The sequence below is a fragment of the Aridibaculum aurantiacum genome (assembly GCF_017355875.1).
Lineage (GTDB): Bacteria > Bacteroidota > Bacteroidia > Chitinophagales > Chitinophagaceae > Segetibacter > Segetibacter aurantiacus.
In genome coordinates, this window is sequence record NZ_JAFEWC010000002.1 from 434162 (window position 1) to 450061 (window position 15900).

General features: G+C 39.8%; 15 protein-coding genes. 13 read left to right on the forward strand and 2 right to left on the reverse strand.

Annotated features, from left to right (window positions below; genetic code table 11):
• Positions 1–92 precede the first annotated feature (92 nt).
• The gene (locus tag J4N22_RS13215; protein WP_207495300.1) at positions 93–305 is read left to right on the forward strand and encodes a PID-CTERM protein-sorting domain-containing protein; all 213 of its coding nucleotides are present in this window, start codon (positions 93–95) and stop codon (positions 303–305) included.
• 169 nt (positions 306–474) lie between these two features.
• Here J4N22_RS13215 and J4N22_RS13220 read toward each other — a convergent pair whose 3' ends face one another.
• Together J4N22_RS13220 and J4N22_RS13225 are read right to left on the reverse strand one after the other, a co-directional pair.
• Positions 475–876, reverse strand: a complete 402-nt coding sequence (locus tag J4N22_RS13220) for a hypothetical protein (protein ID WP_207495302.1) — start codon at positions 874–876, stop codon at positions 475–477.
• Positions 869–1432 carry an archaeosortase/exosortase family protein gene (locus J4N22_RS13225; RefSeq protein ID WP_207495304.1) on the reverse strand — a complete coding sequence of 188 codons (564 nt, stop codon included), beginning with the start codon at positions 1430–1432 and terminating at the stop codon, positions 869–871. Before J4N22_RS13225 ends, J4N22_RS13220 begins: the two co-directional genes overlap by 8 nt.
• Positions 1433–1711: 279 nt before the next feature.
• On the opposite strand from J4N22_RS13225, the gene J4N22_RS13230 reads away from it, so the two are divergent.
• The 12 genes from J4N22_RS13230 to J4N22_RS13285 all read left to right on the forward strand — a co-directional run bounded on the left by J4N22_RS13230 (position 1712) and on the right by J4N22_RS13285 (position 15894).
• The gene (locus J4N22_RS13230) at positions 1712–4132 is read left to right on the forward strand and encodes an SLBB domain-containing protein (RefSeq protein WP_207495305.1); all 2421 of its coding nucleotides are present in this window, start codon (positions 1712–1714) and stop codon (positions 4130–4132) included.
• Between the two features lie 10 nt (positions 4133–4142).
• Positions 4143–5180, forward strand: a complete 1038-nt coding sequence (locus J4N22_RS13235) for a GumC domain-containing protein (protein ID WP_207495307.1) — start codon at positions 4143–4145, stop codon at positions 5178–5180.
• An 8-nt stretch (positions 5181–5188) separates the two neighbouring features.
• Positions 5189–6136 (forward strand): class I SAM-dependent methyltransferase, encoded by a 948-nt coding sequence (locus tag J4N22_RS13240; RefSeq protein ID WP_207495309.1) that lies wholly within the window; start codon positions 5189–5191, stop codon positions 6134–6136.
• Positions 6136–7452 carry an oligosaccharide flippase family protein gene (locus J4N22_RS13245; protein WP_207495311.1) on the forward strand — a complete coding sequence of 439 codons (1317 nt, stop codon included), beginning with the start codon at positions 6136–6138 and terminating at the stop codon, positions 7450–7452. The genes J4N22_RS13240 and J4N22_RS13245 overlap by 1 nt, the downstream gene beginning before the upstream one ends.
• Positions 7453–8283 carry a hypothetical protein gene (locus tag J4N22_RS13250; protein WP_207495313.1) on the forward strand — a complete coding sequence of 277 codons (831 nt, stop codon included), beginning with the start codon at positions 7453–7455 and terminating at the stop codon, positions 8281–8283.
• A complete protein-coding gene (asnB, locus tag J4N22_RS13255) occupies positions 8283–10169 on the forward strand; it encodes an asparagine synthase (glutamine-hydrolyzing) (protein ID WP_207495314.1) in 1887 nt (628 codons plus the stop codon). The genes J4N22_RS13250 and asnB overlap by 1 nt, the downstream gene beginning before the upstream one ends.
• Positions 10150–10875, forward strand: coding sequence for a glycosyltransferase family 2 protein (locus J4N22_RS13260; RefSeq protein WP_207495315.1), 726 nt, complete (start codon positions 10150–10152; stop codon positions 10873–10875). Before asnB ends, J4N22_RS13260 begins: the two co-directional genes overlap by 20 nt.
• The gene (locus J4N22_RS13265; protein WP_207495316.1) at positions 10872–12146 is read left to right on the forward strand and encodes an O-antigen ligase family protein; all 1275 of its coding nucleotides are present in this window, start codon (positions 10872–10874) and stop codon (positions 12144–12146) included. Before J4N22_RS13260 ends, J4N22_RS13265 begins: the two co-directional genes overlap by 4 nt.
• The gene (locus tag J4N22_RS13270) at positions 12146–13054 is read left to right on the forward strand and encodes a glycosyltransferase family A protein (protein WP_207495317.1); all 909 of its coding nucleotides are present in this window, start codon (positions 12146–12148) and stop codon (positions 13052–13054) included. The genes J4N22_RS13265 and J4N22_RS13270 overlap by 1 nt, the downstream gene beginning before the upstream one ends.
• 116 nt (positions 13055–13170) lie before the next feature.
• Positions 13171–13953, forward strand: coding sequence for a hypothetical protein (locus J4N22_RS13275; protein ID WP_207495318.1), 783 nt, complete (start codon positions 13171–13173; stop codon positions 13951–13953).
• A gap of 46 nt (positions 13954–13999) precedes the next feature.
• Complete coding sequence (locus J4N22_RS13280) at positions 14000–14878, forward strand: class I SAM-dependent methyltransferase (RefSeq protein WP_207495319.1); 879 nt, start codon at positions 14000–14002, stop codon at positions 14876–14878.
• A 197-nt stretch (positions 14879–15075) separates the two neighbouring features.
• Positions 15076–15894, forward strand: a complete 819-nt coding sequence (locus tag J4N22_RS13285; protein WP_207495320.1) for a class I SAM-dependent methyltransferase — start codon at positions 15076–15078, stop codon at positions 15892–15894.
• Positions 15895–15900: the final 6 nt, after the last annotated feature.

Sequence of the window (15900 nt, forward strand, 5' to 3'; positions counted from 1 at the left end):
GCAGATAGTTATTGTCTATTAAAGAACTTGTACCATAACTATTTGCCATTGAATATCCCAGAACATATACATGTAAGCTTAAACAAACTGTTATGAGATCTAAACTTCTTTCAGCCTTCTTTATCCTGGTGGCCTTTATGATGCCGGTACTTCTGAATGCACAGACCGATATTGATCCGGGCGGTGATCCTGATGCCCCTATTGATGGTGGTTTGAGTTTACTATTGGCTGCAGGCGTTGGTTATGTAGCCAAGAAAGGTTACGATGCAAGAAAGAACAGAAATAGCAAAGAAGTTACTGAGTAGATTAAAAGATTGATTGTGATAAAGCGGCTTGGTTACCAGCCGCTATTTTGCTTTATAGCTGTTTGTAGTCAGCATGTCTTTTTTGAAAAAATGGTTATGTAGCCAATGTGGTACGTGTAACTGGGAGAGGATCTTTGATGAATACAGTTACTGTTCTGTAAAGCGAAATTTACTGTTGCTTATTGCCAACAGCAACTGGCTTTTCCATCCGTGACAGTAGTACAAGTATTCCAAAAGGTAGGGGACTTGTGAAAAACATTCTCAGGCTAAATAGGAAGTTTCGCAAGTTTGTATTACCTACGCCAAAAAGTAGATCCAGCGTACCAAAGAACAGTACGCCCAAGATTACGAAGCCATACACCCAAAACCAGGTGCCTTGCATCCAGTCTTTTTTTTCTTTCTTCAACCCATACCATCCAACAAGATAAACCAACAGTAATAAAAAGAAGTTGATTGAATATTTATAGATCGGCTTGATGTAAGTAAAGAGTTTGTAGCCTTCTATGCCCTGGTAAGTGCCCCAGTAGATGATGGTAATGCCAGCAGCCACCCACCAGATCCTTTTAGACATTCCTGAAGAAGTTTTTTGCGAACCTTGTCCATGTGAAGAATATGATTCCATAGATGATCATCTTGAACAAATAATGGTGAGCAAAATTGGCTATTGAATAATTGTGCAGGTACAGCCAGGCAAGACCAAAGCATCTGAATAAATTAAGTATATAGATACCGGCAATACCGAGGATTATATAAGCCAACTTCTTATTCCGGGAAGCTGGAATGCACAGCAGGAAGCCAACATAAAGGACATGTATCTCAAGTGCGTTGCAACCATCTGCTATCCCAACCGCTGTTTTATTGTTCACCAACAAACTGGTTTTGGTAAAGTCCGGTAACTCTTCATGTTTTAAGGTGGCATTTGATCCCGGTAATAAAATATTGTAAAGCCAGGATGTGTGTGCTGCGGTTAATTGTGTGAGATCACGATCAGGAAACCTAAATGGATAAAGAACCAGGTGATACAACAACTTCCATATTATGAAGAGTGTAAGGGCCTTGAGCAAGATTGACTTAACTGCTTCCGGCATCTGTTTAAAATATGAAGCTGAGGCTAGATTCTTAATCATGCACAAGAATTTCGGATGGAAGATAATTGCTCTTCCTAAGAAATTTCAAATGGAAGATCTTTTCTAAGTATTCTTTAATGATGGTGCATTTGTATTTGTCTATATATTTATGCGATTTTCAATCGTGACCCTGAAATGGAAAGAGGTGTTTCTTCTTGTGATATTTCCAGTATTTGTTAACTGATAGGCTCTAGTAACTGAGGTGACATGGTATGTTGCCTTTTTTTGTATTATCAATCAGCTAATGTGACTGAGGTGGCGAAGCTATAACTAGTATATATGAGTGGGTACTTACGTTTATTTATTCTATTCCTGTTTTTTTCAGCTTCTGTAGAGGCGCAGTTCAACCTGAATTCGAGTGATCTGAGTAATGTAAAAATTAGCAGCTTAACGGATGAGGAACTGCGAAGCTTTCAGCAACAGGCGAAATCTATGGGTCTTACCGAGGCCCAGGCAGAGCAGTTGGCAGTTTCACGGCGGCTGCCTGCTACAGAGTTGGTTGCTCTCCGGAAAAGGTTGGTTTCCCTCCAGGGAAGTACATCTACACCAAGTAATGGAACGGCCAGCAGAACTTATACTGCAACTGAAGTAGCCACCAGTGCATCTGCCGCTATGTTGTCTCCCATAAGTACAGTATTTGGTTCTGAATTATTTGGAACAACTTCATTGTCCTTTCAGCCTGATCTCAAAATTGCTACTCCTGTTAATTATGAACTCGGGCCGGATGATGAGTTACTGATTAGTGTTTACGGGGTTCAAGAAGCATCCTTTGCTTTAACGGTATCTCCTGAAGGATCAATTTATATTCCTAATGTAGGTTTGATACGAGTAGCTGGTGAAACGGTAGAGGCTGCAAGTTCAAGGATCAAAAACAAGATGGCTTCTATTGCATACGGTACTTTGCGAACTGGTGCATCCAAGCTGTCGGTGACATTAGGAAGAATTAGAAGTATAAGAGTTACTGTACTTGGCGCTGTAAAACCAGGAACATATACCGTTTCTTCACTTTCTACGCTTTTTAATGTTCTCTACCTGGCTGGTGGTCCTTCTGCTATTGGTAGTTTCAGAGAAATAGAATTACTACGGGGTAATAAGGTGGAACGTAAAATAGATCTATATAATTTCTTACTGAAAGGTGATCAACAAGATAATGTACGGCTGCGCGAAAATGATGTTGTACGTATTCCACCATACAACAAGCGTGTGGAACTGGCAGGAGAGGTGAGGCGCCAGGGTTTTTATGAACTACTTCAAAAAGAAACGTTCAATATCCTGCTTCAATATGCGAGTGGATTTACAGATAATGCCTACCGGGCTTCTGTAAAAGTGCAACAAATAACTCCGCGTGATAGGCGTGTACTGGATCTTGATGCTAATCAATACCCGAATTACATCCCCGGCTCGGGTGACGTAATAGAAGTGGCAAGGGTATTAGATAGGTACCAGAACAGGGTAGCCGTTGCAGGTGCTGTATTAAGACCAGGAACATTTGAATTAGTAGATGGCTTAACCATAGGTGGCTTAATTAGAAAAGCAGATGGCTTACGTGAAGATGCTTTTGCAGAAAGAGGGCACGTGAAGAGACTTAAAGAAGATCTGTCTGTTGAGATCATCCCATTCAATGTGATGAATGTGATGAAGGGGATCAATGACCTGCCATTGAAGAGGGAAGATGAAGTGACCATTTCTTCCATCTTTGAATTGCGCGATCAGTTTTCAGTAACTGTACAAGGGGAAGTAAGGAACCCGGGTGCTTTTCAATATTCTGACAGTTTAACCTTAAAGTCGTTATTGTTCAAAGCTGGAGGTTTTTCAGATGCAGCCTTTCCTCAGCGAATTGAGATTGCCCGCCGCATAAGACGTGATACACTTACTGCTACCGATGCACGATTGAGTGAAATAATAGAGATTACTGATGTAACAGATTTTTCATTCGATCAGCACGATATTACATTATATCCTTATGATGTTGTGACGGTTCGCCGGATGCCGGGGTATTTACAACTAGAGTCTGTTAGTGCTGTAGGCCAGGTTCAGTACCCGGGGCCTTATGTAATTGCTAATAGGATGGAGCGGGTTAGTGATCTTTTGCGCCGTGCTGGTGGACTTTCCCCTGAGGCATATGCAGATGGTGCATACCTGGTAAGACATAACCCCGGAAACCTGGTACGAAGTGTAGAAGCAGCTAAAGTTGAAAAGATCCAGCGACAAATGAAGGATACTACAGGTACCGTAACCAGTTCAATTAATCGTCCTTATGATCTTATTCCTCTTGACCTATCGCAGATTATAAGTAAGCCAGGTAATGCATACGATCTATTGCTAAAACCTGGTGATGAACTTTTTGTTCCTCGAAATGATGAAGAGATTTCGGTTACGGGCGAAATACTTTTTCCAACCAAAGTGCCATATGCACCCAATAAATCGCTAAAAGAATATATAAGCGATGCAGGTGGTTTTGCTGACAACGCTCGTAAGTCCAAAGCTTATGTTTTATATGCGAATGGTAAAGCAGCCACTACCCGAAGATTTTTGTTCTTCAAAAACTACCCTGAAGTAAAGCCAGGTTCTCAAATCATTATTCCTCATACGGTAGAAAAGGTGCCTTCACGAAGAACTACGGCAGAAACAGTAGGTCTTGCAAGTGCATTTGCATCGCTTGCTGGTGTTGTAATAGCAATTCTAAATTCTACCAGGTAATACAATCAGCTTGAAAGAAGAAATAACAGTCAAAGAACTATTTGCTAAAATTGGGGCATTGGTGCGCTTTTTCTTAAGAAAATGGCCGGTGCTGGCTGTCTCGACCGTGATCGGGGTAATGGCTGGTTATGTGGTAGCTGTAGTTTCTAAACCAACTTACACAGGTCAACTCACCTTTGTTCTTTCTTCAGAAAATAAACCGACAGGTTTATCAGGTGTCGCAAGTCAACTGGGCGTGGATTTTGGAAGCTCCGGTACGAACAACGCTTTTGCAGGAGATAACATACTCACGCTTTTTAAGTCGGAAAGGATGATCAAAGCAGCTTTGCTAAAGAAGCCGGAAAGCCAGGATGAAATACTGGCAAACCTGCTAATGAAAGAATATAAGCTGGATGAAAGTTGGGCTAAGAGTGAAAGGTTAAAGAAGCTACTTCCTTTTCCTGCAGATGCTGCGGCCATCACTCCTGTGCAGGACAGCCTTTTAAGAGAGCTACATGGAATGATTGTAAAGAAGTGTTTATCAGTGTCTCGTTTAGATAAAAAGTTAAGTGTCTTCCAGGTGAGTACAACTTCTACCAATGAAGTTATCTCCTGTTTTCTTACGCGCTTTTTGATGGATGAAACAGCCAACTTTTATATAGAGACCAAGACCTACCTTGCTCGGCAAAATCTTCAAATGCTGCAACGTGAAGCTGACAGCATCAGGCGTGTCTTAGGTGGAAGCATTGTTTCTACAGCCTCACACGTTGACCGAACCTACAATTTAAACCCGGCATTGCAGATTAACAGGGCGCCTATACAGCGAGAACAGGTAAATAGTACGGTGATGAGTGCTGCTTATGGTGAGATCATTAAGAACCTGGAGCTAGCTAAAATTAACCTGCAGAAAGAGACACCTCTTTACCAGGTAATTGATACGCCTCAACTACCGTTGAAAAGAGTGAAAGCCGGTAAAATAAAATTGATGTTATTAGGAGCATTAGCATGCTTCTTCATAACAGCGTTATACCTGGTTATAAAGCGATCCTACACTAAATATTCTACCTAATTACAATAATGCAAATGGAAGTAAAATGTCCTGTTTGTGCAAGCGCTACCAACCAGGTAAAACAGCTTAGCCAGGCTTTCATTGTAGAAAACCTGGAAAAATATTATTCCAGTAAGGTGGATAGAAAGATACTGGATACAGATTATTTTATCCATCAGTGCAAAGGTTGTACACTAGAATTTGCTTACCCGCTTATACAAGGAAATGATGCTTTTTATTCATGGATTACTACGCGAACTACCTATTATCCTCACTTGCGTTCTGAGTACTTGCAAGTAATAGATCATATCAATTCTTTACCCACTGGTAAAAAAGTAAAAGTGTTGGATATTGGGTGTGGCAGTGGATTGTTCATGAAGTTGGTTAAGGAGAAGTGCCCAAATGCAGAAATAGATGGGTTGGAGACCACACCGGAAAGTGTAGCAGCATGTGTTGATGCAGGATTAAACGCATATCATTCATACCTGGATGAATACGTGGAACTGTGCAGGCAGAAGGAATTGGCATACGATGTCATTGTTGCTTTCCACGTGCTGGAGCATGTAGAGGATCCAAAGGGTTTTGTAAGCACTGCAGCCAGCTTACTTGCAGCAGGTGGTGCTTTATTTATTAGTACACCTTTATCACCAATGAGTTTTGAAACTGATTGGTATGACCCGCTTAACCATCCGCCACACCACATGACAAGGTGGACAATTAAAGCATACGAAACATTAGCAGCAAAATGCCAGTTACAAGTAAAGGTTTGGCTGGAGGATGCAGTAAAGCCATTGAGCAGGGCTTTTACAACCTGGAGGTTGGTAAAGGAAATGAAGCAATCTTCAAAAACAAAAATTGCTGCCAGTATTGTTGCATCGCCATTGGCTTTTGCCAAGGTTTTACAAAATCAAAAACAAAGGCAGCAGGTAGATGATAAATACCTGCCTGATGTAATACTGGTTCAACTTTATAAGTAATGCTCGCAAAGCTACTGTCCAAAGATCTGCGGCCACATGTTTACAACTACCTCTTTAGGTTGCTGTACCTGTTGTTTTCTTTTCTTACCATCAGGGCTTTATTGCAGGTATTGGGCACTGAAAGATTTGGAATCTGGCAGGTTTTTCTTGTAGCAATTGAATACATAGCATTAGCCAATTTTGGTTTAAGTAACAGTTTACGAAATGCTACCGCCCAAAACATATCTCACAACGATCAGCACTCTTTGAACAAAAACATTAGCAATGTTATCTTGCTACTGGTGCTTTTGTTGATCGGGCTATTGCCTATTGGCCTTTTGCTCATATCCGGTATTGACCCACAGTTTTTATTCAAAGAGACCACAATCACAACATCGGAGATCAAGAGTTCATTCCAGGCCTTGTACGTGTTTAGTTGTTTCAACCTGTTATTGGTGCTGGGAAATATGCTGGCGTTTTCTATCCAGCGCAGCCAATTAAATAGCATTGTTCAGTTCCTGCAGGTTTTTCTTTTTTATGCAGCACTGCAGGTGCATGCTTATGTGCAGGCAGAGCCAGCAGAGTTAGCTACCATTGTTACCTATTTTGTAGTCAGCCAATTGGTCACTTCTGTCCCTCTAATAATTTTTCTTTTTAGAAAGATCCGATTCAGGTTCATATGGAACGCCAACTTCATTAAAGAGTCTTACAGCCTCGTGAAGATTGGCTTTGGTTTCTTTTTACTCCAGGCGGTTAGCATGGTATTGGTAAACTTTGATGCTATCCTTGTATCATCAACAATTGGTGTTAGAGCAATGGCTACCTATGCTATCATCAACAAGGTTTTTAATGTTATCATCTCTTTGTATGCCATATCCATCATTCCGCTATGGTCGCAGGCTACACATCTTCGTGCACAAAATGATATACAAGCACTGGTAGGAGTTACACAAAAATATTTTAGAGGAAGTGCTTTGGTAGCTGTGGTGGTAGCTATAGTGATTGTTTTCTTCAACCCAATAATGAAGTTACTTTTCAATGTGGGTGCTGATGTAAGCTTCCTGTTGTTACTGATCTTCGGACTCTTTGTGTTCCTTAATTATTTTGCTGCGGTGGTAATCAATGTTCTGAATGGCTTATCGATTATCCGAAGCCAGCTTCTTTCCCTTAGCTTATCTGTCATAGTAGTGTGTGCTGTTCTTGTTATTGGAAAGTTGCTAAACTACATGTCTCTAGAGTTGATTGTTACTGCTAAGGTATTAGGCTCATTTACTTTATTTTTTACCTCGTACAAGAACCTAAACTTCTCGTTTAGAAAGTTGCAGCCTGCATTTTAGATGAAGGTATTATTGAATTATGCATCTCCTGGTTGGAAGTGGCGTCAAAGGCTGAATTCCATTACAGGAAAATGGATTGCTGGATTTGATAAAGTAATAGAAGAGGGACCAGAAAGTATAGAACAAAGTTTTTCGGAAGAGAATAAGGCAATTCTTCTTTCAAAAAGGGGAAATGGCTACTGGTTGTGGAAGCCATATCTTATCAATAAACATCTTTCGCTATTGCAGGATGGAGATTACCTTTTTTACTGCGACTCCGGATCTTTTTTTACGGGTAGTATAAATAAACTGATACAGGCCCTGGAACGGACTGGACAGGATGTAATGGTTTTTGACTTGCCTTTTGTAGAACGACAGTATACCAAAGCAGATGCTTTCAAGCAATTAGGCTGCGATACAGAAATATTTCAATCTTCTAATCAACGGCTTGCCACATTTGTCTTGCTTAAGAAATCTGCAGAAAGCTTGAAGCTTGCAAAGGAGTATTTAAAATTATGCTGTGACAGGAATGTGATCTCGGATGACCTTTCTGTTGTTGCGAACGCTCCTGATTTTATTGATCATAGACACGATCAATCTGTGTTGAGTTTATTATCTAAAAAATATCGCTTAGCTTCTTTTAGAGATCCGAGCCAATATGGACGACACCCATATTCATACAGGCGCGCTGGGGCAATATTGCAAGTGGTTCAACACAACAATTCGAATTATCCTACAACTTTGATTTTATACAGGAATTTGAACCCGATCGTTTGTTATTTCAAAACAAAAATCAAGGACCTCCTACTAGTTTCCAGGACAGGAGGAATAACCAAGAAATTTTATAAGTAGTGTGTGGCATACTAGGCAGAGTACCTGCTGCTGATCCAATACCGTTCAAACAGGCCTTAGATAAACTGTACCATCGTGGCCCCGACGGGTATGGTACCTGGAGTGATGATGTAAATATTACTTTAGGTCATAGAAGGTTATCCATTCTTGATGTATCTGATAATGGAAAGCAGCCTATGCACTATGGCAACTACGTTATCACATTTAATGGTGAGATATACAATTTCTTAGAGATAAGGAAAGAGCTCGAAAAGAGCGGGTATACTTTTAAGTCAGACAGTGATACTGAAGTAGTACTGGCTGCATACACAAAATGGGGTGAGGGATGCTTCCTGAAGTTCAATGGCATGTGGGCGTTGGCTATCTGGGATAAGCTGAATAATAAACTAGTACTTAGCAGGGATAGGTTTGGGAAGAAGCCATTGTTCTACACGTTGTCAAAGCAGTTTGTTTTTGCATCCGAGATGAAGGCCATCATACCCTTCCTTGATGAAGTGCGACCTTCCGATGATTTTGACTGGTGCAGGCAAAACATCTTTTTGTACGAGAGCACAGATAAATGTTTGATTGCTGGAATAAAAAGATTTCCAGCAGGAAGTATTGGTGTGTTTGATTTTGACAGCATGCAATTGTCAGTAAAAAAGTTCTGGAATACCCTTGATCATTTACAGGAGGTGCCTGCTGATTATAATGAGCAAGTGGAGCAGTTCCGTGAATTATTTATTGATGCATGCAAAATAAGAATGCGTTCAGATGTATCCATTGGTACTACATTAAGTGGTGGTTTGGACTCTACTGCTACCATTTGTACCATGGATCATATAAACAAGCAGCATAAGGCAGAGCGACAATCAAATGATTGGCAGCATGCCTTTGTTGCATCAATAAAAAATACTCCATGGGATGAAGCTGATTATGCAAGGAGCGTTACGGATAAATTAGGCATCAACAATACATTTATAACTGTAGATGGTGCAGGTCAATATGATAAGTTGCAGGAGTACATTTACCTGTGTGAAGATCTATACATGACTTCCCCGATCCCAATGATACAGACGTACAAAGCTGTAAGGGAAGGTGGAGTAGTGGTGACTATTGATGGCCATGGCGCAGATGAATTATTGTGTGGTTATAACTATGATTTTTACGAGGCAGCTTTTGATGAAGGTTTTGATTTCAAGGTATTTAAACAACTGGTAAACACGCGCAAATCCACTTTAGTGGCTGGTTACAAAGGGCCTGGAAATATAGAGGCAGCAAAAGAATTGACACAATATGTAGGAAGGATTAATATGGTGAACCTGATGCATGTGGCTAACCGCAGAATACTTAAGAACCGGATGCGACTTCCTATAAAAAGATATAAGAAGTTGGAGGGACTGAGCCACTTCAATTCACTCTTATACAACATGTCACACAATACCATTCTGCCAACACTGCTTCGCAATTACGATAGGTATTCAATGGCAAGCAGTGTAGAAGTAAGAATGCCTTTTCTAGATTACCGGGTAGTCACTTTTTTGCTTTCAATTCCATGGAATTCAAAAATAAAAAATGGATTTACAAAGGCTATTCTGAGAGATGCGCTGAAGGATATTATGCCGCAGGAGATACTTAGCCGTAAATCGAAAGTTGGATTTAATACTCCTATGTTGGAATGGATGAAGGGGCCGTGGAAGGAAGAGTTGGAGGATACATTAAGTTCTTCAGCATTCATCAATGCATCACTGATCAATGCAAAAGAGGTTTCGAAGAAGATCAGGCAGATAATAAATAATCCTGCAGCAACCTATGCTGATGGGGTTTATGCATGGCAAGAGTTTATGCCTTACCTATGGGAGCGCTCTTTTATAACAAACGCAGGTAATGAAACTTCCGCGCGTTAGTATCATTACAGCTGTGTATAATGCCTGCAGCACAATTGAAGCTACTATTCAAAATGTGCTGGAGTTGCAATACCCCGACATTGAGTATATAGTGATTGATGGAGGGTCTACTGACGGAACTTTAGAGATAATTGAAAATTATAAGTCGCATATTAATGTCCTGGTCTCAGAGAAAGATAATGGTGTTTTTGATGCGATGAACAAAGGAATAGCACGAGCTACAGGTACGTGGGTCAACTTCATGAATGCCGGTGATACTTTTTGTAGTGAAAGCATTATTGGTGACTTGCAACTGCAGCAATACCCGGAAGCTGGTATTGTTTATGGAGATACATTAGTGGCAGCAGACGGTTCGCTTGTACCTGCGTTTTCTGTTGCCAGTTTGCCTTTCGGTCAATTGATGACTTGTCATCAATCGATGTTCTTCAACCGTGTAAAACTTCAGGATAAGCTTAAATATGTTGAGCGGTATAAGGTGTACGGAGATCTTAAACTGGTAATTGACATTTATAAAACAGGTGCTGAATTTGTTTACGTTCCTCTACCTGTAGCATCTTATTTGAGGGGGGGCTTATCAAGTATTGCTTCCTGGCAAAACAGGAAGTTTAAATATTCAATTCTATTTAAAGAATATGGCTTAGAGGGTTTGGCAAAAGGTATTCTTGATAAACTACAGTATCATCCATATAAACTGAAGAACCAGTGAAGTTAACCAATCCACTGTTTTACAAGTTGGACTACTCTCCTCAGAAGGTAGCGATCTGGTTGGTATGTTTATTAAGTTTTGCTTATCCTATTTCTGCTTGTATTCCCACAATATTGGGAGCTTCTTCTCGTCCTTTTAATATGGCTTACCGGTTGGTTTGTGTAGCTATGGCGGTATACATTATACTGGTGGTGTTGGGTAGAAAGAAAGAAGATTTTAAAACCTCTATTCCTATTTACCTTTTCCTTGCATTCTGGCTTGTCTATAGCATTCGCCTGTTTATCGATATTTCTATATTAAAAGTGCCAAACAATGTAGATACAAATTTTGCTATCTATTCCTTTGCCTTCGGAAATTGCCTGTTACCGTCTTTAGCTATTTTACTGATAGCAAAAAAAATCAACCTGAACAAAGCGCTACCAGTAATGTTTGGGCTTGTTCTATCATCCAACATAATTATTTTTCTTTTAGTAATAGTAAAACAAGGGTTCAGCCTTGAAATATTACAATCAAGACTATGGTTAGCGAGTGATGAGGGAAAGGCAACTATCAATCCAATCACCATCAGCTTATATGGCTCTTATCTCTTCATTCTTTCGTTGATCATTTTGATAACAAAACAATGGAGGCTGAATATGGTTAAACGATCAGGTATTATCATCGCCCTTCTACTTGGCCTCTTGAATATTATGATGGGTGCTTCCCGCGGTCCAATGTTATTTACCGCTTTAGCCCTGGTTGTGATTTTAGTAAATGCATGGCGCTTGAACAGGTTTTCAATAAGGGGACTATTGAAATTTTTTGTTGTAGGAATAGCCCTAACAGTTGCATTCGCTCTATTCGTTTGGCCTTCTATTGCTGATGTAGATCTTGAGTTCATTACAAGGATCAGCTTTTCCTTTGAAAAAGGTTTAGAAGGAGAAGAAAGAGACCTTTCAATTACTGCAGCCTGGCACGATTTCCTCCGACATCCATTTCTTGGTTCTAGTTTCGTTGGCACTTTTGATGGGTACTACCCACACAATATAGTAGTAGAAGCACTTATGGCTACAGGCGTTTTAGGAGGGTTCTTTTTTATCAGCTTCCTTGGCTTTGTAATCTTCAAATCCTTCATGCTTTTACGGCAAAGCAAGTATTTCCCTTTTGGTATGATCATGCTGGCTATCATATTTACTTCACTATTATCTGGTGCATTGTTTATGGGAGTTGACCTGTGGCCTTGGTCTGTCCTCATTGCATCTACCTATCATCAAAAACTTGCAGTAGACTGATGAAAGCACCTGTTGTTATTTTTACTTACAACCGGCCGCTGCACCTAAAGGAAACATTGCGCTCCTTGCAGTCATCAACAGGTATAGCCGAAACAGATGTATATGTTTATTGCGATGGTCCACGTAACGAACAGGACAGAGAAAAACAGCAGCAGATAGTACAACTTGTTGAGGAAGCAAAGCAATCAAATTGGAGTAAAAGCTTCCAGTTTGTTTTAAGTGAAAACAATAAAGGTTTAGCACCTTCTATTGTAAGTGGCGTAACAACCTTGGTAAATCAATATGGAAGAGTGATCGTTCTTGAGGATGACCTTGTGGTTTCCCAAGGTTTCATCCTATATATGAATGAGGCATTGCAAGCCTATGAAAATGCTGGTAATGTGTACGCCGTCTCAGGCTACATGTTCCCGATCAGTACATCTTTAAAAAAGTCTGTTTTACTTCCTTACATCTCATCGTGGGGCTGGGCTACGTGGAAACAAAAGTGGAAAATCTTTTCTTTGGATACACCTCCAGCCGCCCTGGTTAAACCCTCTTTTGCTTTGCGTGGTAGGTTCAATTTAGCTCATTATAACTACCACCACATGTTTATGACCGAGCGAAATAAATCGTGGGCTATAAACTGGTATTACCAGGTGTTTAAGAGAAATGGATTAAGTGTGTATCCCTCAAAAAGTTTGGTTATCAATAATGGCTTTGATGGCACAGGGGAGAATTGTGGCAGCAACATTTTTCTTCAGCAGACAGAGCGAATGACTGACAAGATAGAAGTTGTTTTTGAAGACAGCATCGATATTGATTTTTACAACGCCTTCCTGAAGCATTTTGGTACACCCATGCAAAAGCTGAGAAGCATCATCAGGTATGTTCCGTTCAAAAGACAAATTAAAAGCCTCCTTAGAAAGTGATATTTAAATTAAACAGGTTTCTGCTCCTTATATCAGTTGTGATGTTTTCTGCCAGAGCTGCGTTTGGTACCGAGATCATAGTCTGCATGGGAGATCTTTCCCCAGCAACAAAGGCAATGCTTAAAAAAGATAATGTAAGTATAGTGCCACTGATAGATGGTCGGTATATTGATCCGGATGGAGATGAGATTGTTGACTCGGCAGCTTTAGTTGATGGCATTACAAAAAGCTTTCCTGGTGTAAAAGCAAAGGGAATTGGAATATTAGATTGGGAAGGAAAAACATTTGATCAGCTAAAAGAATGTCCTGTAGGTAGCGTTTGTTTCAATGCTGCCATAGAAAAGTTTTTGACGGTTTTACGTATTGCAAAAGCTACTCGCCCTAATGTTCGTTGGGGCTTTTATTATATACCATTTACTTTTTATTGGCAGAAAGATCTCAGGGAGCCAGTAAATAATAAATTGATAAAGTTGCTAAAGCAGTGTGACATACTCCTGCCTTCTTTATATGATTTTTATCCTGACAGGAATATTCATCAACAGAATGAAAATTACCACAAGAATAATATGGAGGTGGTAATGAAACTTGCTCACCAGTTGAAAAAGCCTGTGTATGTTTTTATATGGCATCGCTGGCATAACAGTAATGCCGAAGAAGGCTTACAGGCTATACCTACTGAAGAATTTCAACAACACCTTGGTTGGATAGTGAATTCTGGTTACAAAGGGAAAAAACCTAATGGAGTAATATGGTTTAGCGCCGAAAAGTATTATTACCAGCAAAAGCCTTCAGCATTTAAAGAAGTTAAAGGAGATGTTCAGGATGCATTAGATGCAGTTTTCAAAGATTATTACACAATTATAAAGACGGAGGTGAAAAAGGTAGGAAGAAAGGGCTAGCCTTCTTCTGCTTTCATCTTCATCAACTAAATACTTTACTTCAACTATGGGCTTAGATATAAATGGCGCCCGCCTTATTGTGAAAGCCAAATCCGATGGAGTGAGCTACGAAAAAGTAGTGACCATTGGAAGGCAGGGTTTACATTTATCTGCTGGAGAATTAAAAAAAATTCTATCTGCATCAGGTTATCAAACAGCTGATGCTTCAAAAATTTTATTAGGTCAAAATGGATATTCAGAACCACTGTTTGAAACATTGGGTGCATCTGTTATAGACTCGATAGATGCTTCTGAATATGAGAATGCTTCTATCATTCACGATATGAACCTGCCAATTCCTGACCACCTGAAAGGAAAGTATACTGCTGTAGTTGACGGAGGGACATTGGAGCATGTTTTCAATTTTCCTATTGCAATAAAAAATTGTTTGGAATTATTAGAGACGGGTGGAACTTATATTGGTATAACACCAGCGAACAACTTCTTCGGGCATGGATTTTACCAGTTTAGTCCCGAGTTATACTTCAGGATATTTAATGAAGAAAATGGTTTTAAGATTGTTAGGATGCTTTTTTACATAGATAAAAAGGGTGCTACTGTTTATGAAGTATCGGACCCGAATGAAGTGAAAAGCCGCGTCTTGTTATCTAATACCTCACCTTCCTATTTATTTATAATTGCGCAAAGGGTTACAAAAAAAGAAATTTTTTCCAGGCCACCACTTCAGAGTGATTATGAGAATATTTCGTGGAAACATAATCAGCCTGTAACAAGTACTGCCAACTTACGCTTGAGAAGCTTGGTAAAGAAACTGGTGCCAGTTAGCATTATACAACATGTTATAAAATCCTCGGATTTTGTAAAAAAGTTAATAAGACCTACAGGAACCGGTAAAAGGATTTTTTTCAAAAAAACAGAACTCTAAATCACTGAATCGAGCTTTGAATCTTGCAACCTTTCTAGAACAAAACCGCCACCAGGAAATTGATCTTATGAAGATGGATATAGGTCATGAGTAAGCTTTCTGCAAGAAAAGTGAGAATACTTTATCTATACTTCTATCATCAATTGTGGTTATGTATGGCAATAAGCCAATAAGTGATTGAACCCTAAGAAATCAATATGAGACACCAGGTTAAGAACATTATCAGAAGTTCAAGAATTTTAAATATTGTGCCGCGGATTGCAGTTGCCTCACAATACTATAACCATCGTTATTGGCAGATCCTTAAGTGGTCAGTATCATCGAAAGAAGATACCAATTTTACGTATCCTCTTACTAAGAGAAACTTGCAAACACTGTATCAGCTCATATCTGTAGTAACAGGAAGATCCTATCAAGACGTGGAAGGTCTTGGAAATGAAGTTCAGGATGATGAAGAACTAAAGGCGCATGTGATAAAGAAGATTCAAGCATCTGATCAAAGGTCGGTGGCAGACTTGAGATGCGACCTTCATAAACGGATCGGCTGGTATATCATGGCGCGGATCACCAAGCCTAAAGTTGTTATAGAAACAGGGATCGACAAAGGGTTAGGAGCTGTCACATTATGCGCAGCTTTGCTGCGTAATAAAGCAGAAGGATTTGATGGCTTTTACTATGGAACAGATATTAATCCCGAAGCAGGGTATATGCTGGATGGTAAATATTCTAGTGTGGGTAAAATACTTTATGGTGATTCTGTTAACAGTCTGCAGCAATTTGATAAGCAAGTGGACCTTTTTATCAATGACAGTGATCACTCTGCTGAGTATGAGTATAGGGAGTATGAGACTATCTTTCCAAAGCTGTCTGAAAATGCGATCATTTTGGGGGATAACTCCCATGTAACGGATGAGCTACTGAAATTCTCGATGGCAAAAGGCAAAAAGTATCTTTTCTATAAAGAAGAGCCACTTGATCATTGGTACCCGGGAGGTGGAATAGGCTTTTGTTTTTAATTATCT

Bases quoted from the DNA above. Each gene is read 5' to 3' on its own strand.
- J4N22_RS13225 (WP_207495304.1), bottom strand. From the start codon at position 1,432: ATGATTAAGAATCTAGCCTCAGCTTCATATTTTAAACAGATGCCGGAA.
- J4N22_RS13275 (WP_207495318.1), top strand. From the start codon at position 13,171: ATGCTTAAAAAAGATAATGTAAGTATAGTGCCACTGATAGATGGTCGG.
- J4N22_RS13215 (WP_207495300.1), top strand. From the start codon at position 93: ATGAGATCTAAACTTCTTTCAGCCTTCTTTATCCTGGTGGCCTTTATG.
- J4N22_RS13230 (WP_207495305.1), top strand. From the start codon at position 1,712: ATGAGTGGGTACTTACGTTTATTTATTCTATTCCTGTTTTTTTCAGCT.
- J4N22_RS13220 (WP_207495302.1), bottom strand. From the start codon at position 876: ATGTCTAAAAGGATCTGGTGGGTGGCTGCTGGCATTACCATCATCTAC.
- J4N22_RS13285 (WP_207495320.1), top strand. From the start codon at position 15,076: ATGAGACACCAGGTTAAGAACATTATCAGAAGTTCAAGAATTTTAAAT.
- J4N22_RS13260 (WP_207495315.1), top strand. From the start codon at position 10,150: ATGAAACTTCCGCGCGTTAGTATCATTACAGCTGTGTATAATGCCTGC.
- J4N22_RS13240 (WP_207495309.1), top strand. From the start codon at position 5,189: ATGCAAATGGAAGTAAAATGTCCTGTTTGTGCAAGCGCTACCAACCAG.
- J4N22_RS13245 (WP_207495311.1), top strand. From the start codon at position 6,136: ATGCTCGCAAAGCTACTGTCCAAAGATCTGCGGCCACATGTTTACAAC.
- J4N22_RS13250 (WP_207495313.1), top strand. From the start codon at position 7,453: ATGAAGGTATTATTGAATTATGCATCTCCTGGTTGGAAGTGGCGTCAA.
- J4N22_RS13270 (WP_207495317.1), top strand. From the start codon at position 12,146: ATGAAAGCACCTGTTGTTATTTTTACTTACAACCGGCCGCTGCACCTA.
- J4N22_RS13280 (WP_207495319.1), top strand. From the start codon at position 14,000: ATGGGCTTAGATATAAATGGCGCCCGCCTTATTGTGAAAGCCAAATCC.